22 protein-coding genes are annotated in these 25650 nt (G+C 63.6%); 6 read left to right on the top strand and 16 right to left on the bottom strand.

The genetic code is table 11. The features are described 5' to 3' along the window. Positions 1-11 precede the first annotated feature (11 nt). The 6 genes from aroK to pilM form a co-directional block, all read right to left on the bottom strand. Complete coding sequence (aroK, locus tag ACLHZ1_RS16750) at positions 12-530, bottom strand: shikimate kinase AroK (RefSeq protein WP_041993090.1); 519 nt, start codon at positions 528-530, stop codon at positions 12-14. 191 nt (positions 531-721) lie between these two features. Beyond that, positions 722-2785 (bottom strand): type IV pilus secretin PilQ, encoded by a 2064-nt coding sequence (locus ACLHZ1_RS16745; protein ID WP_427262995.1) that lies wholly within the window; start codon positions 2783-2785, stop codon positions 722-724. Between the two features lie 77 nt (positions 2786-2862). Continuing rightward, positions 2863-3390 (bottom strand): pilus assembly protein PilP, encoded by a 528-nt coding sequence (locus tag ACLHZ1_RS16740; protein ID WP_427262994.1) that lies wholly within the window; start codon positions 3388-3390, stop codon positions 2863-2865. Further along, on the bottom strand, positions 3387-3983 hold the full coding sequence (gene tapO, locus ACLHZ1_RS16735) for a PilO family type IV pilus biogenesis protein TapO (protein WP_427262993.1): 597 nt from the start codon (positions 3981-3983) through the stop codon (positions 3387-3389). Before tapO ends, ACLHZ1_RS16740 begins: the two co-directional genes overlap by 4 nt. Continuing rightward, on the bottom strand, positions 3980-4549 hold the full coding sequence (gene tapN, locus ACLHZ1_RS16730; protein WP_427262992.1) for a PilN family type IV pilus biogenesis protein TapN: 570 nt from the start codon (positions 4547-4549) through the stop codon (positions 3980-3982). Before tapN ends, tapO begins: the two co-directional genes overlap by 4 nt. Continuing rightward, a complete protein-coding gene (pilM, locus tag ACLHZ1_RS16725; RefSeq protein WP_427262991.1) occupies positions 4537-5595 on the bottom strand; it encodes a type IV pilus assembly protein PilM in 1059 nt (352 codons plus the stop codon). Before pilM ends, tapN begins: the two co-directional genes overlap by 13 nt. A 285-nt stretch (positions 5596-5880) precedes the next feature. Between pilM and ACLHZ1_RS16720 the strand changes: the two genes are divergently transcribed. Continuing rightward, entirely contained in the window at positions 5881-8403 is a 2523-nt protein-coding gene (locus ACLHZ1_RS16720) for a penicillin-binding protein 1A (protein WP_427262990.1), read from the top strand. 77 nt (positions 8404-8480) lie between these two features. Here ACLHZ1_RS16720 and oxyR read toward each other — a convergent pair whose 3' ends face one another. From oxyR to ACLHZ1_RS16705, 3 genes are all read right to left on the bottom strand, one after another. Then, positions 8481-9380 (bottom strand): DNA-binding transcriptional regulator OxyR, encoded by a 900-nt coding sequence (oxyR, locus tag ACLHZ1_RS16715; protein ID WP_408792675.1) that lies wholly within the window; start codon positions 9378-9380, stop codon positions 8481-8483. Between the two features lie 120 nt (positions 9381-9500). Then, the gene (locus tag ACLHZ1_RS16710) at positions 9501-10133 is read right to left on the bottom strand and encodes a DsbA family protein (protein WP_427262989.1); all 633 of its coding nucleotides are present in this window, start codon (positions 10131-10133) and stop codon (positions 9501-9503) included. Between the two features lie 78 nt (positions 10134-10211). Beyond that, positions 10212-11072, bottom strand: coding sequence for a Vmh family MBL fold metallo-hydrolase (locus ACLHZ1_RS16705; protein WP_427262988.1), 861 nt, complete (start codon positions 11070-11072; stop codon positions 10212-10214). Positions 11073-11197: 125 nt separating this feature from the next. On the opposite strand from ACLHZ1_RS16705, the gene ACLHZ1_RS16700 reads away from it, so the two are divergent. Then, positions 11198-12094, top strand: a complete 897-nt coding sequence (locus ACLHZ1_RS16700; RefSeq protein WP_427262987.1) for a LysR family transcriptional regulator — start codon at positions 11198-11200, stop codon at positions 12092-12094. A 34-nt stretch (positions 12095-12128) separates the two neighbouring features. Here the strand turns inward: ACLHZ1_RS16700 and ACLHZ1_RS16695 are convergent, their stop codons facing one another. The 6 genes from ACLHZ1_RS16695 to ACLHZ1_RS16670 form a co-directional block, all read right to left on the bottom strand. Next, on the bottom strand, positions 12129-12902 hold the full coding sequence (locus tag ACLHZ1_RS16695) for a BPSS1780 family membrane protein (protein WP_427263004.1): 774 nt from the start codon (positions 12900-12902) through the stop codon (positions 12129-12131). Positions 12903-12939: 37 nt separating this feature from the next. After that, positions 12940-13974, bottom strand: coding sequence for a fimbrial protein (locus ACLHZ1_RS16690; protein WP_427262986.1), 1035 nt, complete (start codon positions 13972-13974; stop codon positions 12940-12942). Further along, the gene (locus tag ACLHZ1_RS16685) at positions 13971-14684 is read right to left on the bottom strand and encodes a fimbrial biogenesis chaperone (protein ID WP_427262985.1); all 714 of its coding nucleotides are present in this window, start codon (positions 14682-14684) and stop codon (positions 13971-13973) included. The genes ACLHZ1_RS16690 and ACLHZ1_RS16685 overlap by 4 nt, the downstream gene beginning before the upstream one ends. A 53-nt stretch (positions 14685-14737) precedes the next feature. Further along, a complete protein-coding gene (locus ACLHZ1_RS16680) occupies positions 14738-17197 on the bottom strand; it encodes a fimbria/pilus outer membrane usher protein (protein ID WP_427262984.1) in 2460 nt (819 codons plus the stop codon). 165 nt (positions 17198-17362) lie between these two features. Next, on the bottom strand, positions 17363-18124 hold the full coding sequence (locus tag ACLHZ1_RS16675) for a fimbria/pilus periplasmic chaperone (protein ID WP_427262983.1): 762 nt from the start codon (positions 18122-18124) through the stop codon (positions 17363-17365). A 10-nt stretch (positions 18125-18134) separates the two neighbouring features. Then, positions 18135-18680: a fimbrial protein gene (locus tag ACLHZ1_RS16670; protein ID WP_427262982.1), complete on the bottom strand. Its 546-nt coding sequence runs from the start codon at positions 18678-18680 to the stop codon at positions 18135-18137. Positions 18681-18955: 275 nt separating this feature from the next. Here ACLHZ1_RS16670 and ACLHZ1_RS16665 point away from each other — a divergent pair, with 275 nt between their 5' ends. Further along, positions 18956-19783 (top strand): peptidoglycan DD-metalloendopeptidase family protein, encoded by an 828-nt coding sequence (locus tag ACLHZ1_RS16665; RefSeq protein ID WP_427262981.1) that lies wholly within the window; start codon positions 18956-18958, stop codon positions 19781-19783. 74 nt (positions 19784-19857) lie between these two features. On the opposite strand, the gene ACLHZ1_RS16660 is transcribed toward ACLHZ1_RS16665, so the two are convergent. Continuing rightward, complete coding sequence (locus ACLHZ1_RS16660; protein WP_427262980.1) at positions 19858-21198, bottom strand: MATE family efflux transporter; 1341 nt, start codon at positions 21196-21198, stop codon at positions 19858-19860. 155 nt (positions 21199-21353) lie between these two features. Between ACLHZ1_RS16660 and mscM the strand changes: the two genes are divergently transcribed. The 3 genes from mscM to ACLHZ1_RS16645 all read left to right on the top strand — a co-directional run bounded on the left by mscM (position 21354) and on the right by ACLHZ1_RS16645 (position 25606). Then, positions 21354-24620: a miniconductance mechanosensitive channel MscM gene (gene mscM, locus ACLHZ1_RS16655; protein WP_427262979.1), complete on the top strand. Its 3267-nt coding sequence runs from the start codon at positions 21354-21356 to the stop codon at positions 24618-24620. A gap of 1 nt (position 24621) precedes the next feature. After that, positions 24622-24783 (top strand): hypothetical protein, encoded by a 162-nt coding sequence (locus ACLHZ1_RS16650; RefSeq protein WP_427262978.1) that lies wholly within the window; start codon positions 24622-24624, stop codon positions 24781-24783. A gap of 64 nt (positions 24784-24847) precedes the next feature. Continuing rightward, the gene (locus tag ACLHZ1_RS16645) at positions 24848-25606 is read left to right on the top strand and encodes a glycerophosphodiester phosphodiesterase (RefSeq protein WP_427262977.1); all 759 of its coding nucleotides are present in this window, start codon (positions 24848-24850) and stop codon (positions 25604-25606) included. Positions 25607-25650 lie beyond the last annotated feature (44 nt).

Genomic DNA, 25650 nt, shown 5'->3' with positions numbered 1-25650 from the left:
CGTCCTCGAGATTACATACCGATCAGCTTGACGATTTGATTGGCGACGACTTTAGCACTCTGATCATCGGTGTGGATAACAAAGTCGGCCACTTCCTCGTACAGGGCGTTGCGCTCTTGCGCCAGACGCTCCAGTACCTCGCGGGGCGGCTCTTCGGTTTGCAGCAGCGGGCGACGCTTGTCTCTCTGTGTGCGTGCCAGTTGCTTCTCTATGGTGGTTTCGAGGTAAACGACGATGCCGCGGGCAGAGAGCTTGTTGCGGGTCTCGCGGCTCTTGATTGCTCCGCCGCCCGTTGCCAGCACTATGCCTTGCTGCTCGGACAGATCGCCGATCACCTTCTCCTCGCGGATCCGGAAACCTTCTTCGCCTTCAACATCGAACACCCAGCTGATATCGGCACCACTGCGGCGCTCAATTTCATGATCTGAGTCGAAAAACTCCATATGCAGTTGTTCTGCCAGATGTCTACCTATGGTGCTCTTGCCCGCACCCATGGGACCTATCAGGAAAATATTGCGTTTCTCAGCCATGTCTTTTCGTTAGTAATTACAAACTGTACGACCCCGATGAACTATGGATCGGGGTACCTATGAACCTTATCTTTCGATGGATCAGGAGGGGGATTATCTCAATAGAAATCGGGACTGGCAACCGCAGCCCTTACGCCCCAGCCTCATTGGGGCGTAAGGTTATATGTGTTTTACCCTCACATGTAAAGCATTCAGAAGCTGTCGGTCACTATCCTCGGGGTCACGAAAATCAGCAGTTCCCGCTTCTTGTTCTCGCTGGTGGTCTTGCGAAACAGGGCGCCAAGACCCGGGATATCCCCCAGCAGCGGCACCTTGCTGACATCGTTCTTGATGGTCTGCTGATAGATGCCGCCGAGCACCAGAGTCTCCCCGTTGTTGACCAGCACCTGGGTGGTGATGGACTGGGCATTGATCGAGACCGCATCCCCGGTACCGGTCGGTACCGTCTCCCCCTTGGTATCCTGGGTCACGGTCAAGTCCAGGATGACCCTGTTGTCCGGGGTGATCTGCGGCGTCACCTTGAGGCTCAGCACCGCCTTCTTGAAGGTGACCGAGGTGGCGCCGCTGGAGGAGGACTCCACATAGGGGATCTCGGTACCCTGCTCGATCAACGCCGGCTTCTGGTTCGCCGTGGTGACGCGAGGGCTCGCGATGATCTCCGCCTTGCTCTCTTTCTCCAGCGCGGAGAGTTCGAGATCCAGCAGGGTGCCGTTGGCGAGACGGGCCACCTGGAAGGCCAGGGTACCGGCGGCATTGGTTACCGGCAGATTGACGTTGAGCCTGTCTTCGATATTGCCCGCCACCCCAGTGCCATTGGAACTGTCATTGCCCTCTATGGTGCCCGAGGTGCTGTTGCCGTGACCATCGTTCTTGGTCACCCCCCAGCGCACCCCGAGCGCCTCGTCGAAGCCATCATCTATGGTCACCATCCTGGCCTCGATCACCACCTGCTTGACCGGAATGTCGAGGATGTCCAGCATCCGCTTGATGTTGCTGATGACCTCAGCCGTGTCTTTCACCACCAGCACATTGGTGCGTTCATCCACGCTCACGGCTCCCTTGGTCGAGAGCAGCTTGGTGCTCTCGGAGGAGAGCAGGGCCGCCACTTCCGCCGCCTTGGCGTAGTTGATTTGCAGGTAATCCGTGTAGAGGGGGGCGAGATCCGCCACCTGATTGCGGCTCTCCAGCTGCTGCTTCTCGCGGGCGGCTATCTCTTCGGCCGGCGCCACCAGCAATATGTTGTCATCGAGCCGTTTGTCCAGCCCCCGTACCTTGAGAATGATGTCGAGCGCCTGCTCCCAGGGCACCCCATCGAGACGCAGGGTGATGTTGCCTGAAACCGAATCCGTGGTCACCAGGTTGAGGTTGTTGAAATCCGCGATGAGCTGTAACACGGTGCGTACTGGTATGTCCTGGAAGTTCAGGGAGATGGGTTTGCCCTTGTACTGCTTGGCAACCGTGCCAACCGGTGCCCGTTTCTTCACCTCTATGATGAACAGCTTGTCCGCCTGATCGTAGCGATAATCGAACTGGCCGGTCACCGCCAGTTCGAATCGGGTGTCATTGCCCTGGCGAAACGTCTCTATCTGGGAGACCGGGGTCGCAAAATCCAGCACATTGATGATGTTCAGCAGGTCATCCGGGATCCGGGTGCCATGAAACTTGGCGACCACCTTCTGCCCGGTACTGCTGACATCGACGGCCGCCGAGCTGTTGTCCAGACGCACCAGAAATTCCCCCTGGCCATCCTTGCCCCGGCGAAAGTCGACCCCCTTGACCGAATTGAAATAGGCACCGCCCTGAGCACCATTGCTGACGGGCGAGAGCATGGGCGCCTTGGCGACGGGGGCCGGCTCAGGCTTGGATGCCTTGTCGCCGAGGGAGACCAGCAGCTTGTTGCCCTGTTGACGCACCTGATAGGGCATCAATCTGTCCAGTGCGATCCGCACCTCCAGCCCGGTACCCTTGCCATCGACCTTGATGCTGTCGACCCCCTCCTGCTGGATGGGCAGCGGATTGACCTTGAGCGCCCCGACCGCCCCCGGGATGCTGAGCATCAGCTGGTTCGGTTGATAGTCCAGGCGATCGGTAAACCCGGATACGGGCTCGCTGAAGCCAAGCTCCAGCAGGAGTTCACCGGCCAACAGGGGGTTGACCTTGACCTCCTGCAGGGTCGGGATCGCCCATGCCAGCTGCAAGCCACTACCCAGTAACAGCGCAGCCACCCTGAAAAGTATCGCTATTGTTGTTCTCATCGACGCTCGTCCCTGATTATCGTGTTGCTTCAAGAAGATGGGTCATTACCGGCCGCGAACCTCATGCTCATCCCTGATTATCTTTTTGCCTCGAGACCCGCCATCACCAACTGGGTCTCTCGCGTCACCCAACACCCCTTGCCGTCGGGTATGGTCTCCAGCAGATCGACCGCCGTCTTGCTGATCCGGATGATCCTCCCCTGATCCAGCCCCATGTAATGATTCAGCCCCATGCGCATCGACTGGCCATCCGGCGTGCGAATGAGCGCCCACAACTGCCCCTGTCGGCCCATGGTGCCCTGCATGGCCAGGCTTGCCAGCGAATAGTTCTCCAGCACCTCCTTGGGTCTGTCGGCAACGATCTGGGCACAATCAGCCTTGGGTTTTTGCTCCACCCCGGCGCGGCTTTCCGGCTGGGGCGCGATAAATGGGCTTCGTTTGTCACTCGAATCATAGCCCATGGGGGAGAAGGGCGTGATGGTGGGCAGTGGTGCTATGGCAACTGGTGGCCTGGCCCTGACCTCACTGATGTAACCCTCCAGGTTCTCCTGACTGTTACAACCGGCCAGCACGAGCACGAGCCAGCATCCGGTTAGCCGTTTCATTTTTTCTGCCCTCCGGCATTGCCATTGTATTTGTAAGTCTTGGCCAGCATGGACATGGCGATGATGTCGCTGCCGGTGCCATGGCTCAGGGTAAAGGAATCAAGGATGACGATGCGCGGCAGGGCTGCCATGGCGGCGGTGAACTTGCCTATCTCATGATAAGTACCGGCCACCTCGATGCGCATGGGCAGTTCGGTAGAGAACTCATGGGGCGTCTCAGGCTCCCAGTGAATGCGCCTGAGGGTGAGGCCATTGTCGGTCGCGATGAAGCTGATGTCATCGAGCAGGCCGGCGACCTCATGGGTATTGGGCAACTGCTTGAGCTGGGTCTCGACCAGCTGCTCCAGCTCGATCAACTGCGTCTTGTAGGCGGGCAAGCTGGCGGCCAGCATGGCCTTGCTCTCGAACTGCGCCTTGAGATCCCCCTCTTTGCCTCGCTCCTGGGTCAAGGCGGTCAGGGAACTAGCAACCACATAGTAATAGATGGCGGCAGCGAGCAGGGCACAGCCGAACAGGATCAGCAGCAGCTTGGCCGCCTTGGGCCAGCCACCTATGTTGTTCAGATCCAGATCGTTGAATTGTTGCAGATTCATGATTTGTCCCCCATGCCATCGACCGGCGACTCTGTGACCTGAAACATCATGGAGAACTGGCTGAGGGCGACGGGGGCCACATCCGAGGCGAAGATGGTGCTTATTCGCGATGCTCCCAGCCAGCCGGCCCCGTCGATGCGACGCATCATGCTGGCCACCCGGCCATAGGCTTCCGCCTTGCCGTTCACATCAATGGCATCATTTTTCAACGCCAGCGTGTTGAGGTAGACGCCATTGGGCACCAGGAGTGGCAACTGGTTGAACAGGCGCACCGGCAAGTTGCGCCGCTGCTGCAACCGCTCGATGAGATGCATCCTGTCGAGCAGACTCTGGCGTTTCTCCTTGATGAGCCGGATCTCGCCCAGTTGGGCATCCAGGGTGGCCATCTCCTGTACCAGACGCTGATTCAGACCGCGCTGCTGGGCTATCTGCTGGTTGACGAACCAGTCCACCGCAAATCCCAGAGAGGCCGTCACCGCGAGGCAAACCCCGAACAGCATCCCGAATTGCGTCTTCTCGCGCTTTTGCTTGGCTTCACGCCAAGGCAGCAAGTTTATATTTGACATGGGGTGAAGCTCCGCAGGGCCAAACCAAACGCCGTCATGTACTTGGCGCCATGGCCACGGGCGTCATCGGCGCCACGGCCAAACAGGGCAAAGGGATCGGGATGCAATACCTCCAGGGATAACTCCTGGCGCAGCATGTCGGCCAGGCCGACGACCAGGCTCCCTCCCCCGGTCAGCACCAGCTTGGCCAGCTCCCGCTGCCCCGACGAGCTGGCAAACAGTTGGATGTTGCGGCGCACCTGTTGCAACAGGCTCTGCAGATAGGGTTGCAGCACCTCCATCTCATGGTCGGCAGGCAACTGTTGCTGGGTCTTGGCGAGTTCGGCCTCTTCCAATGGGAGGTTATAAAAGGAGGAGATGGCCTGGCTGTACTGGTCGCCACCAAAATTCTGCAGTCGAAAATAGGTGACCTCGCCCCTTTGCAGGGCGGCAAAAGTCATGGCGCTCGCCCCTATGTCGATGACCGCCACCGGTTTTTCCAGGCTGGCAAGCTCGGGCTGACAGGCCAGCACGGCACGCACCAGGGCATGGGCCCCGACATCCACCACCCGGGTGGCCAGTTCGGCTTCGGCCAGGGCGCTGACCCGACCATTGACGCTCTCGGTGCGGGCGGCGCTGAGCAATACCCGCTGGCGATCCGTCTCGGCAGCGTCAGCCAGCACCTCGAAGTCCAGGCTGACTTCATCCAGGGGATAGGAGATGAGTTGCTCAGCCTCCCGCTGAACCTGATCCTCCAGCTCCCCCTCGCTGAGACTGGCATCGACCAGTATCACCTTGGTAATCACGTTGGATCCGGTCACGGCGGTCGCCACCTGCTGATTGCTGCCGGCCAGTTGTCGCTTGAGAGCCTTGAGGGATTGGCCGGCCCGCTCGATGTCCTGCACCTGATAGTCGATCAAGGCCCCCTTGGGCATGGGCACATCGGCAACCGATTCGAGCCTGGGCCTGGCCGCAGAGCCGTTGAGGGTGACCGCCTTGATGGACTGGCTGCCAAAATCCACCCCTATCAGGGGGATCAGAGTTCCTTTCTTGAATAGCCCAACCATATACACATCCATGCGTTGCTGGTTTTGGCATTGATTGTAGAACAGCTGGCGCCATGTTGAGGGAGACCTCAATTTAGAATGGTTGAATTATCAGTGCCATAACACATCTTCACCATATCGCCAGTACAATGGTCATCCTGGCGCGGCTTGGTGAAAAGGGCCCGGGATGCTAATCTGAGCGCTCTTTGGCCAGCGATCCCCTGCCAGAAAATATCGAGTTTTCGCAGACGGTGAGGGTATACTCTGCGCCCTTTGGTTAATTTTAAGACGATTGGTAGTTCTTCCATGCTGAAATGGCTCGTACGCCTGTTTATTGTGATGATGCTGGGTGCCGTGCTGGGTGTCGCCAGCCTCATTGGCATCTATTTCTACATCAAACCCCAGTTGCCGGATGTCTCGGCCCTGCGCGACGTCAAACTGGCCACCCCCATGAAGGTGTACAGCCGCGACGGCGAACTGATCGCCCAGTTTGGCGAGATTCGTCGTATTCCGCTGCAGTTGAGCGAGATCCCCCAGCCCATGATCGATGCGGTGCTGGCCACCGAAGACGCCCGTTTCTACGAGCATCCCGGTATAGACCCCATCGGGATCCTGCGGGCCGCCACGGTCTGGGCCGTCTCTGGCCGTCCTCAGCAGGGGGCCAGTACCATCACCCAGCAGGTGGCTCGCAACTTCTTCCTGACCAATGAAAAGACCATAGTGCGCAAGGTGAAGGAGGTCTTCCTCGCCTGGCGCATCGAACAGAATCTCAGCAAGGACGACATTCTGGCGCTCTATCTCAACAAGATCCCCCTGGGCTATCGCTCATTCGGGGTCGGTGCCGCCGCCCAGGTCTACTTCGGCAAGGAGGTGAGCGAGCTCACCCTGGACGAGATCGCCATCATCGCGGGTCTGCCCAAGGCCCCCTCCATGCTCAACCCCATTCGCTCTCCCGAGCGCGCCTTCGCCCGCCGCAACGTGGTGCTGGGTCGCATGCTCGATACCGGCAAGATCACCCAGGCCCAGTATGACGAAGCCAGCAAGATGCCCATCAAGGCTCGCTACCATGGTGCCGAGACCACACTGCACGCCCCCTATCTGGCCGAGATGGTGCGCCAGAAGATGGTGGAGCAGTTCGGCGAAGATGCCTACACCATGGGGCTGCATGTCTATACCACCGTCAGTGCCAACCGCCAGCGCGCCGCCAAGGAGGCCCTGCTGGAAGGCATCATCGCCTACGACACCCGTCACGGCTACCGTGGCCCGAGCGCCCAGCTCTGGAAGGAAGGGGAGCCCCAGTGGGACTACAACCAGATAGTCGCACACCTCAACAAGGCGCCCACCTACTCCCCCCTGATCCCCGCCGTGGTGACCAAGCTGGGGGACAAGAGCGCCAGCCTGGTGCTCAAGAACGGCAAGCAGGCCGAGCTGAACTGGGATGGCATCAAGTGGGCTCGCGCCTTCATCACGGACTCCCGTCAGGGCAATGCCCCCAAGAGCGCCAGGGATGTGCTGAGAGTGGGCGCCCAGGTCTGGGTGCGAGAGCAGGGTGAGACCCTGATCCTGGCCCAGATCCCGGACGTCAACGCGGCCCTGGTCGCCATGAACCCGGCCGATGGTGCCATCGAGGGCCTGGTGGGCGGCTTCAGCTTCGAGCTGTCCAAGTTCAACCGGGTCGACCAGGCGCGCCGCCAGATCGGCTCCAACATCAAGCCCTTCCTCTATGCCACCGCCCTGGAGCAGGGCTATACCCTGGCGTCCATCATCAACGATGCGCCGATCAACCAGTGGGATCCCGCCAAGGGCCCCATGTGGCAACCTAAGAACTCCCCGGCCGTCTATGAGGGCCCGACCCCCCTGCGCATCGGTCTGGCCAAGTCCAAGAACGTGATGTCGGTGCGGCTGATGCGGGCCATCGGCCTCGACACCTACATCGACGGCCTGACCCGGTTCGGCTTCCCCCGCGAACACATACAGCGCCATGAATCCCTCGCGCTCGGGGCCGCCGAGTTCACTCCGCTGGAGGTGGTACGCGGCTTCGCCATGCTCGCCAATGGCGGCTATCAGGTGACCCCCTACTTCATCAGCGAGGTGAAAGACAGCTTCGACAAGACGCTGTTCTCCGCCAACCCTGCCGCCGCCTGTCGTGGTTGCGGCACCCTGGCCACCGCCGACATGAACGCCCCCGATGCCTACCTCAACGTGGCCGGTGACTGGCGCGCCCAGTGCGCCATCGACCCCGTGGTGCCCAACAATCTGGCGCCCCAGACCATCAGCGCCCAGAGCGCCTTCCTCATCACGGACACCCTGACCACCGCCATCTGGGGTGGCCGGGGCTGGATGGGCACCGGCTGGCGAGCGGCCCGCGACCTCAAGCGTCGCGACATCTCGGGCAAGACCGGGACCACCAACGAATCCCGGGATGCCTGGTTCTCCGGCTATACCCCGAATCTGGTAGCGACCGCCTGGATCGGGTTTGACAACCATCAGCGGGCCCTGGGCCGGGCCGCCTACAACCCGAACATGGGTCGCGATCAGACCGCGGGAGGCGAGTTTGGCGGCAACGCGGCGCAACCCATCTGGATCGACTTCATGAAGGTGGCCCTCGACAAGGTGCCCGAGCAGCCGATGCCGGTGCCCGAGGGCATCATCAAGCTGCCGATCGATGGCGAGACCGGGCTGCTCTCCCACAGCGGCGCCACCACCACCGAGTATTTCAAGGAAGGGACCGAGCCGACCCGCTATGCGACCCCGAGCTCGGACGGCAATCGCGTCTATGGTGACGGCTACTATGGCGAGGGCCCCGTCTCCACCGACGATCTGTTCTGAATGATGCGGCTCTCCCTCACAAAACCCATGAAAAAACCGGCGCACTGGCGCCGGTTTTTTTGTGTCAGACTCCTGGGTCAAGCAGCCAGATGTGCCTTCATCAGGGTGCGGATGCGGGCCGCCAGCTCATTGAAGCAGGGGCGACGCACCGAATAGTGGCGATAGAGCAGCGAGATGGCCCGCCCCGGCACGGGATCGACCACGGGCCTATAGCTGACCCCGCCCTCGTCACGCTGGGCAGGCACCGCCAGCCGGGGGATCAGGGTCATGCCGCTGCCCGCCGCCACCATGTTGCGCAGCGTCTCCAGGCTGGTGCCCTTGAAGCGCACGTCCTCCCCCACGCCGGCGGCGAAACAGAACCCCATGGCCTGATCCCGCAGGCAGTGGCCGTCTTGCAGCATCAGCAGCTTCTTGCCCTTGAGATTGCCAAGCGGCACCGCCTTGGCCTGGGCCTCAGGGTGCTGCCTGGGCACCGCCAACCACATGGGCTCCTCATAGAGCGGCAGAGAGCCGAAACCGTCCATGCCGTCCAGTTCCGCCAGGATCACGCAGTCCAGCTCCCCCTCCTCCAGCCGCTTCATCAGCAGCTGGGTCTGCTCCTCGTAGAGGTAGAACTCGAGTTTGGGAAAATGTTCGCGCAGATCCTGGATGATGTGGGGCAACAGATAGGGGCCGACCGTGGGGATGAGGCCGATGTGGATCTCCCCCGACATGGGTTCGGCGAAGTGCTGGCCTATGCTCTTGAGCTCGCGCGCCTCCCGCAGCACCTTGCGGGCCTGCTCGGCCATGGCGTCACCGGCGGGGGTGAACAGCACCTTGCGGGAGGTACGCTCGATCAGGATCACCCCCAGCTCGTCCTCCAGCTTGCGCAACTGACCGCTCAGGGTCGGCTGGCTGACGAAGCAACGCTCCGCCGCCTTGCGAAAATGCTTCTCCTCTTCCAGCGCCACCAGGTATTCGAGATCGCGAAGGTTCATATATCTCCACTGCTTGCCGATAAAATCGGCCCCTAGCATGCCCAATAAGTGCTTGAGGAACAAGGCGATCGACGCCAGCGCCCGCCTGCCCTCGCCTCCCCTGGGCACCCGCGCAGATCATCAGCCCTGTTGCAGACGGGCCAGGAAGGCGGCGGGATCCCCCAGGTAGGCCCCGACCGCGATGGGCTGCAGCTCATCCCCCCACGCCAGCCCCAGGGTCGGATAACCCTGGCCCCCGAGGCGACGCAGCCAGGCCTGACTCTCCCTCAGGGCGGGCTCCAGCGCCTGCTGTTCATAGGCGTGGCGAAAGGCCGCCTCGTCCAGCCCCAGCTCGGTCGCCAACCGGGTCAGCGTGGCGAGATCCCCGACCCAGACGCCGTCCCGATAGTGGGCACTCTGGATCCGCTGCAGCAGGGTCAGCTCGTCCGCCCCCAGGGCACCCGCCGCCAGGATGGCCCGAATGGGGGGCGCCGAATCGAGCATGAGCGTCTCGTCGAGCAGCAAGCGGTTGAAGTAGACCTCACCGAAAGGTTGCCCCGTCATCGCCTGGATCCGCTCGTCGTGAGGTTTGACGTAGTCCCGCAGCGCCGGTCCCATCCGTTGACGCCGCTCCCCAAGCCAGAGCCCGCCCGGATGGAGCCGGATGCTCACCGTCGCCAGGGTGGCCGCCGCGGCCAGCAGGGGCGCCGCGCCATAGCACCAGCCACAGAGGGGGTCGTACACATAATGCAGTGTCTTGTGAGGTATCGACATGCTGTTCGCCTCTTTGTTCAATGACAAAAAAACCGGGCCAGGGCCCGGTAAAAAAACACAGGGAAGCAGGCGTTGGTCTTACCAGCTCATCTCGCCGGTATTGACCTTGGCACCGATGGCCAGGCCGTCATCGACCGGCAGGGACGGGTAAGCCTGCTTCAACCCTTCGATCAGCGCAACAGAACCCTTGCTCCTGGCCAGCGCCTGCTCGAAACGCTGCACATAGTCACGGGTAAAGGTGACGGCATCCACGCCCTTGGGCTCGTCCCCCAGAAAGTGGCCGGGCACGACGCGCTCGGGTTTCATGGCCAGCAGCGCATTGAGGGTCTTGACCCAGTGGGCGCGGGCTTCCTTGGTCTGGCTGTCGGCCATCCATACATGCACGCCGCTGTAGACAGGCACGCCACCGAACGCGGTCTTGATGGACGGCGCCCACAGGTAGGCGGTCGGGGTGTTCATCTCCTTGACCTCGATCGTCTCCCCCTCCAGGGTCAGATGGCTCGCCGTCATCACCTGGGGAATGGTCAGGCTCTTGGGCGCGCTCTCACCCAGGATCGGCCCCCAGTACGCCAGCTTGGCATCCTTGGTCTTGTTGATGTGATCGACCACGTGCTGATCGGCCAGCACCTTGACGTTCGGGAAGGCCGCCATGATGGGCTCCAGACCGAAATAGAAGTCGGGATCGCCACCACTGATGTAGACGGTGGTCAGCTGCTTGCCGCTCTGCTTGATCATCTCCACCAGCGCCTGGCCACTCTTCACGTCGAACTGGGCATCGATCAGGATGGCTTCCTTGTCACCGGCCACCAGGGAGGAGGAGACGGGGAAGATGGCGTTCTCGCCGGGGTTGTAGACGGTGACGCTCAGCGGCACCGCCATGGCGGCGCCACTGAGCAGGGTGGTCGCCAGGGTCAGATTGTGGATCAGGGTGCGCTTCATTCGGTATTCCTCAACAAGTTAGCGGGGTTCATCAGATGGACAGAGTGTATTGGATCACTTAAGGTACAAATACCGCATAAAAAGCGCATCACTGTTGCTTATATCGATCATATAGAGGTCTGAAGATGGATCGACTCACCGCGTTGCGGGTCTTCGTCAGCGTCGTAGAACAGGGCAGCCTGAGCGGCGCCGGAGAGAGGCTGGAGATGTCGCGCGCCATGGTTTCCCGCTACCTGGCCGAGCTGGAGCGCTGGATGGGGGCCCGCCTGCTCCACAGAACCACCCGTCGCCTCAGCCTGACCGGGCCGGGGGAAGAGGCGCTGAACCGGGCCAGGGCCATGCTGGCACTGGGGGAGGAGATGGAGCAGATCGCCATCCGCGGTGACGAGGCGCCCAAGGGCCAGCTGCGCATCACCAGCAGCTACTCTCTCTCGGATGCCCTGCTGGTGGGGGCGGCCAACGAGTATCTGGCACTGTATCCCGGCACCGCCATCGATATCCTGCTGCTGGACAGAACCGTCAACCTGGTGGAGGAGCGCATCGATCTGGCCGTGCGCATCACCAACGATCTGGATCCCAATCTGGTGGCCCGCCGCCTCGGCACCTGCCACTCCGTGGTCTGCGCCAGCCCGGCCTATCTGGCCAGGCACCCGATCCCGCAGAGCGTCCAGGATCTCGCCCTGCACAACTGCCTCACCTACACCTATTTCGGCAAGAGTCTGTGGGAGTTTCAGGGGCCAAGCGGACCACAGTCGGTGCCGGTCAGCGGCAACCTCAGCGCCAACATCTCCAACCTGCTGCTGAGCGCCACCCTGGCGGGCGCCGGTATCAGCCTGCAACCCCGCTACTCGGTGGAGCAGCACCTGGCGCGCGGGGAGCTGGTGGCCCTGCTGCCTGAGTGGCAGCCCAAACGGCTCGGGGTCTACGGTGTCTATGGCACCCGCAGACAGATGTCTCCCCTGCTGCGCAGCTTCCTCGACTTTCTGGTGGCCCGGATGGCCGAGGATCCGCTCTGGCAATGAAAAGGGGCCGAACGGCCCCTTATTAATCGCGGGATCAGGCTTCGAAGCCCGTCATGGGGAGTGGCTCCCCCTCCTCCCTGGGCGCGAGGAAAATATCCTGATAGGCCATGTAGATGGAGTAGTTGAGGGCGGGCAGCACCACCAGCAGGCCGATCAGCATCAGCAGGGTGCCAAGCAGCAACATGGCGCAGCCCAGCAGGCCCCACCAGAGGAAGGGCCACATGTTGCGCAGGCACCCCTGAAAGCTCAGCCTGGCGGCCTGCCAGACGCTGACATCGTGAAAATAGATCAGCGCCGGGGCGAAGGTCACCGCCATCAATACGGGCACCAGCAGCGCCATCCCCACCAGCAGGCAGAGCAGCACGCCCCTGGCCTGCTCCACCGTCAGGGTGAGCTGCTCCGGATCCTGGCTGAAGATATCCTCCAGCCCCCACAGGGAGAGCAGCCCCAGACAGAGCATGACCACCAGGGTGAAGAGACCCAGGGTGAGCAGGCCCCCCATCACCAGTAGCGTCAAACGGTGACGAAAACCGGCGAAGAGATCGGAAAAGGTCAGCCGTCCCTGCTCGTCACCGCCCTTGGCCACCACCATCCAGCCCGCCATCCACACCATGTAGAGCAGCTGGGAGATGAAGCCCCCCGCCGGCAGCTGCTCGATCAGCAGGCCGATGCCGAGCCAGAGCAGCAACATGGCGACACTCGGCCCCATGCCCTTGTTGAAGATGTCGAATCCGCTTCGGATCCACAACCAGCCACGACCCAGGGGGTGGCGCTGGGGCTCGACGCGCAAGGCGCGGTTACTGTTCATCATTAAGCCTCGGTTCGGTTGTCGGGGAGGAGGGCGCTCAGGGTACCGTCACCGTCACCATGATGGTGGCGGTATAGGATCCGGTTCGCACCGGTTGGCCCGGCAGCCTGGTCGGGTACACCCTCACCCTGTAATCTGTCTTGTGGGTAATGTGCGAATAGGGTACCGCGATGCCGGTATCCAATGGAATAGGTGTGTCCCCATCCTGCTCGAGCAGCCCTAGGCCCACCCCCGCCAGAGAGGTAGTGATGAAGTTGCCCTGGCTGGCGAGGGCACCGCCGAAACGGTAATCGAGGGGAGTAATATAGTCGCTCGGCACCTGACTGCAGGTCACGCTCACGTTGACGCTGCGCGGGGCATAGCCCTGGGGCACGCCTCCCTCGACGAAGGCGCTCTGGGCCACGGCGCCGAGATCCAGGGGAATGCTGCTACCCGCCGGGAACTGGCAGCTCGGGGTCGAGGTGACGCTGATGTTCATGGCCAGCCGGCTGAACTCGTTGCCGACCCCGGTATCCGGCGCATTGACCCGGCGCACGAACAGGCTGGCAACCGTGCCGCTGAAGGTCTGGGTGCCGGTGATCCCCTTGAGCAGCTTGAGGGTGTAGCTGCCGCCATTGACATGGATGCCGCCGAGCGCCAGGTCGAGCAGATTGCCGACACAGAGCAGCAGCACGCCTGACGTGGTCGCATTGAATGGCACGGTCTGATAGCTCCCCCCCACGTTGAACGCCACCCTGAGCCCGAAGTAGTCATTGAGCCTGATCAGGGTGCCCATCGGGTCGGCAATGGTGGGCAGCGTGGTGGTGCCCTGATAATGGGTCGTCGTCAGCAGACCCAGGGTGATGCCGGTGCAGTCGCAACTGGCCGAGCTGGTGGTGGCAAACGTACCGCCGGTCTCCTCCCCTGGCTGGTAGAGCGCCGACGGGCTGGCCAGGGGCACGGTCGCCATGAAGGGACTGATGCACTGGCCGTTGACGGCATGGGCCCCGGGCAGGTAACTGAGCGCCACCAGCAAGATGAGCACTGTGCCAAGCCCCCTCAGGCCCGGTCCCTTGCGATCTTCCCCCATCATCCCCCTCCCAGCCCAAAGCCCTGTTCATGGTAATTGCCATCGTCATCGATCCAGCGCAGCCGGCCACGACGGACGTTCTTGAGCCCCGCCATAGGCAGCCTCAACTCCCCCAGGGGCGGGATCAGCGCCGCCTGGCGCCAGGCCTGCGGCCCCTGCCCCCCTTCCAGCAACACCTCGCTCACGCTGATGTGAAAAGGGCTGCCATTGCGCACCCTCAGCCCCTGTCCAGGCTCCAGCCGCCAGACCAGGCGAGCCACCGCCTGACGGGGGGTGCCCGCCAGGCCGGCGGGGCGATAGAACAGCTTGATGCGGGTGCGATAGGCGATCTGCACCCTGGCCCCCGCCGCTTGCGCCTTGGGGGGCAATCCCAGCACATTGAGCCAGAACAGGGATTCCCGATCCCGGGCCAGGGGGCGACTCGCCACCCTGTAGATCCGCAGCGCCTGCCCCTTGCCCGCCCCCAGTCGCATCACGGGCGGCGTCACCAGAAAGGGCGCCTCGCTCCGGCCTGGCCCCAGGTTCGCCTCCCCCTCATCGACCCAGGCCTGCAACAGGCTGGGGGCCCCATCGTCGTTGCGCACCATGAGGCTGGCCTCGGTCGCCTCTGCCGGGTAGATGAGACGGGTCGCCAGCAGATTGATGGCCCCCTGCGCGCCCCCCTGAGCCAGCAGGCACCCGCACAACAGAGCATATCGAATCCCGTTTGTCATAGTGCCTCCCCGGCCAGCCTGACCCGCCCGGCAGGGCGCCTTTCTCTGCCCCATCACCGCGCCTCCTCCCGCAGGCAGCGAGCCGCCACCTGCTGATAGGGAATGGCGGGATCCACCTCGGGTTGCCGATAGTCCAGGCGACAGCGTTGATGGTCGCCCTTGCCCCACTCCACATGGAGCGGCCCCGGTTCACCGCGCACGAAGATGAGGCCCCCCTGACCCACCACGGCCACGGAGCGACCGACGGCGTCCACCACATCGGCGCCAAAGGGCAGCGGCTCCTGGCTCCCCAGGCTGGCCTGCAGCAGCAGGGGCTGGCCAATCCGGGTCTGGTAGTCGAGCTTGACGATGGCGCCGCGCCTGGGCGCCACCAGCTGAGCGCTGCCGTCTATCTCCACGTCCACCGGCAGGCCGCTCGGATCCAGGCTGATGATGTTGTTGCGATAGGGATTGAGCCCGGCCACGACGGCGTAGCCATCCCCATCCACCTCGCTGCCGATCCCCTGGCTTATCCTGGCCCCCTGGGCGCCCCTGGCCTCCACCAGCGCCATCGTCTCCCCCTGACTCTGGCCGAGGGCCCAGCCCTCCTCATGGATCAGCAGAGTCCCCTTGGCCGATGCCACGTACTGGGCGTAATCCTCCCCCTGGCTGGTGCTGACGCCGAGCTGGGTCTTGGCCCCCTGATACTGCAGGTTGCCGCCATAGCCATAATGGCTGGCCGTCCCGCCGCCATGGCTGGCATAGAGGCCGTAATAGAGGCGACCATCACGGGCTCCGCCATTGAGATCCGCCCGGATCAGATGGCCCTGTCCCTCCTGATAGGAGAGGGTGCTGCCAAGGCGGGGGCTGCCCAGGCTATCGCCTATGGGGATGCTGAGGCTCAGCACGTATTGGTTCCCGCCGTCATCGTCGAGGGAGTGACTGGCGGAGAAGGTGAGGCTGCCCCAGCCAAACCCCTTGTTGTAGCCGAGCTGGAAGCTGCTGTTGTTCCCCTCTCCCCCCCAGTAGTTGCGGGTGATGCCGCTCAGATAGAGATCCCCCAGCTCCCCCACGGGCTGGCTGATGTTCAGCTGGAAACGGTTGCGCTCCCGCTGCACCAGGCTGGGGCTCTCCCCCTGCAGCACCGCCATGTCGTTCAGATCCAGATACCCCTCGCTCGAGAAACGGTAGGCGGCCAGGGTGACGTAGGTGCGGGTGTAATCCATCTGCTTGCTGTAGGCCAGGCGATAACTCTGACCCGACTGCGCCTCGGCAAGGCCCGACTCAGCGGGCAGATCCCGCGCCCAGGAGCCGGTGACGTCGAGGGCCAGGGCGCCATAGTCGGATCCGAGTGCCAGGCCGCCGAGCAGGGCACCGTAATCCTGGGCCCCGATGAGCCCGCCGTAGAGGGTCAGGGTGTTGGAGAGGCCGCGCCGGTAGGTGCCTTGCAGAAAATGGGGGCCCTGATCCCCGTTGTCGCCGCGATGGCGGCCCAGGGTCAGGCTGAAGCGGGACGCATCTGCGCGCAGCATCTGCACCACGGAGGAGAAAGGCAGGGTGAAGCTGCGGCTGCGGCCATCCGCCTCCGTGATGGTGACATCGAGATCCCCGGCGAAGCTGGTGGCATAGAGATCATCGATGGCGAAGGCCCCCGGGGCGACCTGGGTCTCATAGATGAGGTCGCCCCCCTGGCGTATGGTGACCCTGGCATTGGTGTCGGCGCTGCCGCGCACCACGGGGGCGAAGCCCCGTTCGAAATCCGGCAGCATGGCATCATCGCTGGCGAGCTGGATGCCGGTGAAGGGGACGCTGTCAAAGCTGTCCCCCGGGGTGAAATACTCCCCCAGGGTGAGCTGGGCCCGCGTTGCCGTGACATCCCGCTGGACATAGCTGTTGAGCGCCCGATAGTCCCCATGGCCCTCGAAGGATCCGTTGTGGCGCAAACGCCAGCCCGCCAGATTGAGCCCGCCATTGAGGTTGACGTTGCCGCTGAGCCGCTCGGAGGCGCCACGCTGGTCGCTGTAATAGAGGTTGGCGTTATACCCGACGAAGGCGGCGTTGATCCCCTCGACCCACTGATCCGGCCCCACATGGTTGCGGCGCACCCGCCCGACATAGGCCTGGGGCAGGCTGAGGGCGCCGGTCAGGCTGGGCAAGTCCAGGGTGAAGCTGGCCTCGGGCACCAGGGCCGCCACCTCGATGCAGTCGCTCTTGAGCAGTGTCTTCACCGTCCGCTGACGGGGGAGGCGCTCGACCAGCAGGCCCCACTGCTCGACCTGGCTGGCCTTGAAACAGAAGCGGGGGGCGTCGGTGGTCTCCCCCGCCCGTATCTCCAGTCGCTGGCTCAGCTTCTCCTTGCCATTGATGATGATGTCGAGCTGATAGAGTCCGGGGGGGACGAAGTCGGGGCGGGAAAAACGGGTCAAGTCTATCTCCATGCCGAGACTGCTCAGCAGCTGGCTGTCAAACTCCACCTCGGCGGCGGGCGCCGCGGCCGGTTCGGCGGCCATGGCCCCCTGGCCGATGAGCAGCAAGAGCGGCAACCACCCGAGATGAGCACCCCGCCACAGCGCGCGGAGGCCGGAAAGCGAAAAGCCGGGGGGAGGCATGGCAGGACGCTCACGGGCTATCAGGGCTCACCTCCTTCCAGGGACGAACAAGGGCCGGATAGGGGACCGAAAACGCCGGCCCCTTGCGCGTCAGTTGAACGAAAAGCGGCCCCTCTCCCGGGCCCCGTAGTCATTGAGCCAGTAGAAGTTCACCGCCTTGGCCTTCACGGCGCCCCGCAACTGTTCCAGCGGAAAATCGAAGCTGTCCCCCGGCGCCACCATGCCGCCGCTGCGGTTGCTGAACGCCCTGGCCTCGGCTGTCTGCAACTGGAGATGGCTGATGCTGACGTGAAAACGGCCCGGATTGCTGGCCCGCAGCACATAGCCCTCGGCCCGGGGCACCAGCTGCCAGCGCAAGCGATTGGCCGACTGCTGGATATCGCCGGGCAACCCCTGGGGCCGGTAGAACAGCTTGATCCGGGAGCGAAAGGCCAGCTGCACCAGGTTCTGGCCCGCCATGGCCGCCTTGGCACTGGGGGGTACCTCCAGCACATTGAGCCAGAGCACGGACTCCTTGTCGGCCGGCAAGCCCTGCCCCACATAGGCGACGCGAAGGGATTGACCCCGCTGCGCCTCGATGCGGGTGATGGGAGGAGTGATGAGAAAGGGCAGCTGGTCGGCCCCAGGCCGGATCCGGCGATCGCCGGCATCCATCCAGACTTGCACCAGCGCCGGCGCCATGCCCTTGTTGGTCAGCTCCAGCGTCACCTCACGGGCCGTGGCGGGGTAGATGACCCGGGTGCCGGATATCTGGACCTGGGCCCAGACCAGCATGGGAAGCAGGGCCAGGGTGCCTATCAGCAGACGGCCCCACCACCTGACGCCAAGGGCCTGACTCGCCAGCGGGGTCATGGGCGCTCACTCAGTGATAATCGAGGGAGTAGATGAGATCCGCCGATACCAGACCGGCTCCCACCGTCCCCGTGGCGATGTAGCGGGCGCTGTAGTAGAGGGTGGCATCCCCGGTGGCGCTGAAGTCGACCAGCACATCGTTGCCCGTGTTGTCCCTCAGATCGATGGCCGTGCTGTTGGCCGAGAGGATCTGCACCTCGACGTTGGCGGCGGGGTTCTTGCCGCCGGAGGCCACCGCCTTGTTGCTCAGGTTCCCGGTACTCTGCTCGACCCCTATGTTCTCGAAGTAGGCGCGCACCGAACCCGTGGTGGGGCAGCTGGTGAGATCCAGTTTGAAGCCCGTGGTGCCGGCGGTCTGCCCAAGACCGGAGAGGGCATTGGTGCTGACGGTGGGCAGGGTCACGAACGCCGACGAGTTGCCACCGTTGACCGAGATGTCACAGGTGCCCGCGGTGACTTCTCCCGTGATGGTGATGGTGCCGTTGAACGCCAGGGCGGCGCCCGACACCAGCAGGCCGGTCGCGGCGCCAATCGTTACTAGTGGGGTCATTTTCATCACAGCCTCCAGCCAATCCATTGAGGTAGGTACGCTCCATGTACTGTGACTGAACCACTTGCCACCCAGTACCGGACTGTTGGGGTCATTCAGCGCCCCAACTACTACTGACCCATAAGTAAATAGCACACGCCAATGAAATGCGCTTGCACCGTCTGAACATGACGCAAGCCGCCATGACGCCTCCCCCGGACCGCAGTGCCGAGCGCCGACGCCAGACAGCCGGATGACAATGTGGCATCATCGCCCCCTCAATGACCCATGCCGGAGCCCCCATGCGCCTCTTGTTCTCTCTGTGTCTGCTGCTGTGCAGCGCCAGCCTCCATGCCGAATCCGGCTTCATCAGCCGCCTGCTCAACCAGCCGGTACCCGGCGGTGTCGCCGTCATCCCCCTCGACGAGGGGGGCCAGTCTCCCGCTCCCCGCTATCAGGACAAGCCGGTGCTGGTGGTCAAGGAGGAGGAGAAACGGTGGATCGCCATCGTCGGCATACCGCTCAAGAGCAAGCCGGGGCGTCACCAGCTCAGCCTGGCCGATGGCCGCACCCTGGGGTTCACCGTCACCGACAAGCACTACCGCGAGCAGCGCATCAAGCTCAAGAACAAGCGTCAGGTCAATCCCGATCCGGATGATCTCGCCCGGATCCAGCGCGAGCTGGCGGAGCAGACCCAGGCCTATCAGACCTTCAGCCAGACCCAGCCGAGCAACCTGCTATTCGACAAGCCGGTGCAGGGCCCGCTCTCCAGCCCCTTCGGCCTGCGCCGCTTCTTCAATGGCGAGGAGCGCAACCCCCACTCCGGCCTCGACTTCGCGGTCGGTGCCGGCACCCCCATCAAGTCCCCCGCCGCCGGCAAGGTGATCCTGATCGGCAACTACTTCTTCAACGGCAATACGGTGTTCGTCGACCATGGCCAGGGGCTCATCAGCATGTTCTGCCACCTCTCCAAGACGGAGGTCACCCAGGGCCAGACCCTGCAAAGGGGCGCCGTCCTCGGCCGGGTCGGTTCCACCGGACGCGCCACCGGCCCCCACCTGCACTGGAACGTCAGCCTCAACGATGCCCGCGTCGATCCCGCCATCTTCATCGGGGCCTTCAAGCCCTGAACGGGGCGTGAAAACCAGGAGGGCAGCCCATCGGCTGCCCTCCTGCTATTCCATCGTGGGATGAGCTCGCCCTGTCATGGCCGGGCCGCGCCATGGCGAGCCGACTCCTGCCCCATGGCCCACACCATGATGATCACCAGCAGGGCGCTGCAACTGGGCAGGGCCAGCCAGACCCCGGCCACCCCCCACAGGGTGGAAAAGATCCACAGGAAGCCGCCGATCAGCACCAGCTTGCCCCCGGTGAGCAGGGAGGCCATCCTGGCCCGGCCGATGGCCTGAAAGTGGGTCGACCCCACCAGCAGCAGCCCCTCCAGCGGCAGGCCCCAGAAGTAGAGCCAGATCCCCAGGGTCGCCACCGGCAGCAGGGCCGGGTTGTCGCCGGCAAACAGGTAGACGGCCCCCTCGGGCCAGAGATAGAGCGGCAACAGCGCCACCAGGGCGATGGCCAGGGTGGTGCCAAGGGCCAGGTTGCGCACCCGGATGACCCGCTGCCACAGCCCGGCCCCGGCGTTGAAGCTGGCGATGGGCTGGATGCCCATGGCGATCCCCTCGAAGATGAGATAGAAGAAGGCCTCGGTGTAGCTCACCACCCCGTAGGCGGCGACATGGAGCGAGGTGCCCACCGCCAGCAGAGCCTTGTTGTGCATGGAGAGCACCACGGACAGATAGAGATACATCAGGAAGCTGGAGGCCCCCAGACGCAGGACTTGGCCAATCTGCCGCCAATCGGGACGCAGACTGTCCCAGCGGATGCGCAGCTCGCTGCCCTTGCCGAGGAAGTGCCACAGGCACAATCCCCCCGTCATCGCCTGGGAGATCATGGTGGCGATGGCCGCCCCCGCCAGCCCCCAGGGGATCACCGCCATCAACAGGTAATCGAGCAGCACGTTGAGCACGCCGCCCCCCACCAGGATCCAGGTGGTGAGCCCGGGGCGGCCGTCGTTGCGCAGCAGGGCGGTAAACGCCATGGAGAGCACGGCGAAGACCCCGAGCCAGGCGTACCAGCGCAAGTAGGCGGCCCCGGCCGTGAAGATATCCCCCTCTGCCCCCATCCAGGCCAGCATGGCGGCACCATGACGAATGCCGATGAAGGTGAGCGCGGCCGAGGCGATGAGCACCATCACCAGCGCATTGCCGACGATGTGGCGCGCCCTGGCCTGCTCCCCCTTGCCCAGGCAGAAGGAGACCAGGGAGGAGGATCCCATGCCGATCAGCGCCCCCACCGCATAGAGCACGGCGCAGATGGGATAGGCCAGCATCATGCCCGCCAGGCCGTCCTGACCCAGGAGATGCCCGACGAAGATGCCGTCTATGGTGACATAGACGCCGGTGACCAGCATGGCGGCCACCGTCGGCGTGACATAGCGCAGAAACAAGCGGCCGAGGGGGGCCGTACCCAGATCCAGGGGCGACATAGGGTGCTCAACGAGGCGGAGAAAGGGGCAGAATAATAGCCAAACAACGCCGTTCTCACCCGTTATTTATGTTGTGAATCATTAATATGTAAAACTTTACCCACCCAGGGCCCTGCTTTAGGCTAGGGCTCTTCTCCCGAACGGAAACGCGCCTCATGTTGCACCGCCTGCTCCCCCTGCTTTTCCTCTGCCTTCCCCTGCTCGCCCAGGCCGATGATGCCACCAGCCAGATAGAGGAACTGCTCCAGAGCGTGCCCAAGGGCGAGACCCCGGAGAATCAGAAGCTGAGGGAGAGTTACCAGCAGGCGCTGCAATTTGCCCGGGATGCCGAGCGCTATCGGGCCCAGGGCAAGGCCTATCAGCAGCTGATGATCGACTACCCCAAGGAGTCGGCCCGGCTCAAGGATGCCCTGCACAACTACCAGCCCGTCAACCGGGTGGCCCTCGCCAGCCTGAGCGAGGATGCCCTGCGCCAGGCGCTGGGGTTGAGCAGCAGCCGCCAGCTCAACCTGCGCAAGGAGCGCCAGGCGCTGCTCGACGGCCTCAATCAGCAGGAGATCACCGGCCAGGAGTTTCACCTGCGCATCGATGAGCTGCGCAAGCAGTTGCAGCAGACCCGGGCCCAGCTCGATCGCATGAGCTTCAGTGGCGAATCGGATCGCCTGCACGAGGCCCAGCAGCTGATGACCCGCCTCAAGGAGCAGTCCCTGTCGGACAGGATCCAGATGCTGGAGCTGGAGCAGCTCTCCGCCCAGCAGCGCAGCGATCTCGCCAAGCTCGAGGTGCAGGGGCTCAACCTCGCCATCACCGACGAGGATGAGTGGCAAAACGCCCTCGTCAATCAGCAGAATCAGCTCAGGCGCAAGAACACGGAGCGGACCCTGGCCGAGAGCGAGCGCCTCCAGGCCCAGCTCACCGCCGACATGCCGCTGCTGCAAGAGCAGCAGCAACAGAACCAGACCCTCTCCATCCAGCTCGGCGCCCTGGAGGAGCGGATCGAGGGGGTGCAAGACGAGCAGCGGGATGTGGACAACAGCCTCTCCCACCTCAACGATCTGGTGAACTCGGTACGCGAGCAGCTTGAATGGCTGCAAATCAGCAACGCCTATGGCGAGAACCTGCGCAGCAAGCTGGCCGACCTGCCCGCCCTCTTCCCCCTCGACAAGCTCGAATCGGCCATAGTGCAGTCGCGCATCGCCAAGTACAGGTATGAGGGAGAGCAGGAGGCGCTCAAGGATCCGGCCAAGGTGCGGGATCAACTGCTCAAGGAGGAGGACAAGCTGGATAGAGCCCAGCTCACCGTGCTCGACAACCTGCTCAAGACCCGCCGCCTGCTGCTGACCCGGCTCAATGATGCCGCCGACACCCTGATCCAGGAGCAGACCCGGCTCAAGCTGCTCTATATCCGCCAGAACAGCAAGATAGACGAGATCCGCGAGCTCAGCGCCAGTCACCTGTTCTGGCTGCCCGACGTGCCGCCTCTGACCCCGGCCGTCCTGCTCGGGGTACCGGCCGCCCTGGGGCTGGCCCTCGATCCCGCCAACTGGTGGCAGCTGCCCCTGGCCCTGTCCGAGGGGGGCACTACCCGACTCACCTTCACCGTGCTCGCCCTGCTGCTGCTGTTCGTGACCTGGATCCGGCTGGCCCGCCACCTGAGCCACTTCAGCCAGCAGATAGCCCCCAGGGTCGGCAAGGTGACCCAAGACAAGTTCAGCCTCACCAGCCGCCTGCTGCTGCGCTCCCTGATGGCTGCCCTGCCGCTGCCCGCCATGGCGCTGCTGCTGCGCTATCAGCTGGAAGGGGCCTGGCAATATCCCTTCGCCATCGCCATCGCCAAGGGGCTGGGGGAGATCTGGTTCCTGCTGCTGGCGCTGCTGCTGGTGCGCCACCTCACCCTGGAGAAGGGGATCCTCATCCACCATTTCGGCTGGAACGGCGCCCGGGTCGCCCGGGTCTGGAGCCAGTTTCGCACCCTGCTGCTGATCCTCATCCCCAGCTTCTTCGTGCAGGGCATGGCCGACAGCTACCAGGAACACGCCTTCTACGACACCCTGGGCCGACTCGCCTTCATGGTGGGGGCGCTCTGGCTGCTGCTGTTCTTCGTGCGCCTCAACCGGGAGCGCCTGCCGCTCACCTGGGGTCAGGCGGACATGAACAAGCCCCACCTGCTGCACCACTTCATCTGGAACGCCCTCATGCTGGCCCCCCTGGTGGCGGTGGTGGGAGCCCTGCTCGGCTACTTCTACACCTCCCGCACCCTGCTGCGCCAGCTGGAGGTGAGCCTGCTGATGGGGCTGGGCTGCCTGCTGGTCTACTACCTGGCGCGGCGCTGGATGCTGATCCAGCGTCGTCGCCTCGCCTTCGAACGTGCCAAGAGCCGACGGGCCGAGATCCTGGCCCAGCGGGGACGCGAGGAGCAAGATGATCTCAGCTCGGAGATCCCGGACGTGGTGGAGGAGCAGGAGCTGGATCTGGACACCATCAGCGCCCAGTCACTGGGCCTCATCCGAACCCTTCTGATGCTGGGCTTCACCATGCTGCTGGTGGTGCAGTGGTCCGATCTCAACTCCGCCTTCAGCTTCCTCAGCAACATAGAGGTGTGGCAGGTGAGCAGCAAGGTGGCGGGGATAGAGCAGCTCTCGGCCATCACCTTGCAGGATCTGATGCTGACCCTGTTCGTCTTCATCCTGACGGTGATGACGGCGCGCAACCTGCCGGGCCTGATGGAGCTGACCCTGCTCCAGCACCTCAGCCTCTCCCCCGGCACCGGCTTCGCGCTGACCACGGTCAGCAAGTACCTGGTGATCCTCATCGGCGCCCTCACCGGCTTCTCCATGCTCGGCATCGACTGGTCCAAGACCCAGTGGCTGGTGGCGGCCCTGTCGGTGGGGCTGGGCTTCGGTTTGCAGGAGATCTTCGCCAACTTCGTCTCCGGCCTCATCATACTGTTCGAAAAACCGATCCGGCTCGGCGATACCGTCACCATTCGCGATCTGACCGGCACCGTCTCCAAGATCAAGACCCGGGCCACCACCATAGTGGACTGGGACAGGAAGGAGATCATCGTCCCCAACAAGGCCTTCATCACCGAGCAGTTCATCAACTGGTCCCTCTCAGACGCCATCACCCGGGTCAAGCTGCGCATCCGCATCGGCCTGACCCAGGATCCGAAACGGGTGCAGCAACTGCTGGAACAGTGCGTGCAGGAGTCCAGCCTGGTGCTGGATACCCCGACCCCTGAGGTGTTCCTGATCGAATTCACCGATTCGGCGCTGATCTACGAGATCCGCCTCTACGTCAACAACATGGACCACAGGATGCCCATCACCCACGAGGTGCACTCCGCCATCCTGGAGAAACTCCATGCCCTGGGCATGCACCTGCCCCACCAGCAGATCGACATCAGGATGAGCCGGGGATGATATGGATAGCGGTGCAATTCACGTTGTTCATCGCAGCCTACGGGGCTGGCAGGGTGCAACAAGCGCAGCGCCGTGCACCAACACCAACACCAACACCAACACCAACACCAACACCAACACCAACACCAACACCAACACCAACACCAACAACATGAGCCCATGATGCAGGGCTGGCAGGGTGCAACAAGCGCAGCGCCGTGCACCAACACCAACAACAGGAGCCAATCATGCAGATCATCGCCCACCGCGGGGCCAGTGGCCTGGCCCCGGAGAATACCCTCAAGGCCATCCGCCTCGCCCTGACCCTGGGGGCCCCCGCCATCGAGATCGACGTGCAGCAGGCCGACGGCGAGCTCTGGGTGTTCCACGACCGTCGCCTGGAGCGCTGCACCGATGGCCACGGGGTGCTGACCCGGCAGAGCGCCGACTACCTGCGGGGTCTGGATGCTGGTGAGGGGGAGTCCATCCCGACCCTGTGGCAGGTGATGGCCGCCATCGCGGGCCGCTGCGAGCTGCACATAGAGCTCAAGGGGAGCGACACGGCCGACGGGGTGGCGGCCCTGACCCGGCGGGCCGAGCGCGATCTCGGCTTCACCCCGGCCCAGTGGCTGGTTTCCTCCTTTCATCACCCCGAGCTGGCCCGTTTCGGCCGGTTGCGCCCGGAGGTCCGGCGCGGCGTCCTCATCGCCCACCGCCCCCTAGCGCTCGCCCCGGCAACCGATGCCCTCGCCCCCTGGTCCCTCAACTGCGACCTCGACTTCGTTGATCAGGCCATGGTGCGCGAGACCCATGACCGCGGTCTCAAGATCCTGGTCTATACGGTCGATGGGCTGGACGATGCCCGCCAGCTCGCCGAGTGGGGAGTCGATGGCATCTTCACCAACCATCCTGAGCAAATGCTCAAAGCAATCCAAATGGGTCAAAACGGCCCAGACCGCGAAAATAAAGGCTCGCAGGGGATAAAGAAGCCGGAAATCGGCCGATAACCTAGGGGACCAAAACAATAAAATACATCCCCATGACTAACGCA

Source organism: Aeromonas sobria (assembly GCF_050266975.1).
GTDB lineage: Bacteria > Pseudomonadota > Gammaproteobacteria > Enterobacterales > Aeromonadaceae > Aeromonas > Aeromonas sobria_B.
Note: the sequence above shows the minus strand (reverse complement) of the source record. Positions and strands in the feature narration are given on the sequence as shown.